Origin of the sequence: Phenylobacterium sp., from assembly GCF_030645195.1 — a bacterium.
Lineage (GTDB): Bacteria > Pseudomonadota > Alphaproteobacteria > Caulobacterales > Caulobacteraceae > Phenylobacterium.
Genome location: NZ_JAUSLW010000175.1, coordinates 1 through 1,388 on the forward strand (window position 1 = coordinate 1; position 1,388 = coordinate 1,388).

Below are 1,388 nucleotides of genomic sequence, written 5' to 3' on the forward strand. Positions count from 1 at the left end.
TCGCTCTCCGGGGCGATCTGCACGGCCTGGCCGATGCGCACGAAGGGCAGGGCGCCCTCGGCGATCTCGGCGCGGACGATGTGCGGGGCCTCGGGCTCCAGGTCGAACATGGTCGAGACGTTCAGGGTCGAGGCGCCGGCGCCGGGATTGGCGTAGCGCCGGGCGATGCGGCCGTCGGCCGGCGCGCGCACGATGGCCAGTTCCTGGTTGTAGCGGGCCTGGGCCAGGTTGGCCTCGGCCGTGGCGATGGCCGCGCGCTGGGCTTCCAGGGTGGCCTGCGCCTCGTTGATCTTGTCCTGGGCCTGGTCGAGTCGCTGGCCGGCCACGAAGTTGGTGGCCACCAGCCCCTGCAGCCGGGCGCGCTCGCGCTGGGCGGTGGTGAGCTGCACCTGCGTCATCGCCAGCTGGGCGCGGGCCTGGCGCACGGCGGCGGCGGCCTCGGCGGCGGCCAGGCGCGGCTCGTCGTCCTCCTGGCGGGCCAGGACCTGGCCCTTGGCGACCCGGTCGCCCTCCTTGACCAGCACCTCGCGCACGATGCCGGCGCGCCGCGCGGCCACCTGGATCATGCCGCCCTCGACGTCGGCCTTGCCGTTGGCGATGGCCACATAGGGGCTCTTGGGCGCCTTGGCGGCGGCGACCTTGGCGGCCTCGGCCTTCTGGGCCTTGGCCTTGCCGCTCATCATCAGCCCCCCGCCCACGGCGAGCGCGATGACGAGGACGACGAGCCAGACGACGTGGCGGCGGAGGAAGGCGAACATGGTTAGGCTCCGATGAGCTCGGGGGTCCGGGTGGGGGCCGGCGTCGTGCGCCGGTCGTCCAGGATGGTCCCGTCTTCGATATGGATGATGCGGTCGGCATAGGCCTCCAGCCGCGGATCGTGGGTGACGCAGATCACCGCCGCCCCATGGCTCTTGGCGGCCCGCTGCAGCAGCTGGATGACCACCTGGCCGTTCTCGCCGTCCAGCGCGCTGGTGGGTTCGTCGGCGAACAGCAGGTGCGGCTCCTTGGCGAGCGCGCGGGCGATGGCCACCCGCTGTTTCTCGCCGCCCGACAGCTCGGAGGGACGCTGGTGCATGCGGTTGGTCATGCCCACTTCGCCCAGCGCGATCTCGGCGCGGGCCCGGGCCTCGGCGGGGCTGAACCCCTTGTACTTCAGGATGATCGCCACCTGCTGCAGGGCGCTCAGCGCCCCGAACAGGTTGAAGCCCTGGAAGATGAAGCCGCAGTGATCCAGCCGGAACCTGTCGATCTGGCCGGGGCGCAGCTTCCACAGGTCCTCGCCCATGGCGCTCACCCCGCCGCCGTCCGGCTTCAGCAGGCCCGACAGGGTCGCCACCAGGGTCGACTTGCCCGAGCCCGAGGGGCCCATGACCATGGTCACGTCCCCG

General features: G+C 72.4%; 2 protein-coding genes. Both read right to left on the reverse strand.

All coding sequences use genetic code 11. From position 1 onward, the window contains the following. Window positions 1-758, reverse strand: a 758-nt coding sequence (locus Q7T09_RS14500) for an HlyD family secretion protein (RefSeq protein ID WP_304700600.1), incomplete at its 3' end; no start/stop codon positions are given. 2 nt (window positions 759-760) lie between these two features. Then, on the reverse strand, window positions 761-1,388 hold a 628-nt coding region (locus Q7T09_RS14505; protein ID WP_304700601.1), incomplete at its 5' end, for an ABC transporter ATP-binding protein.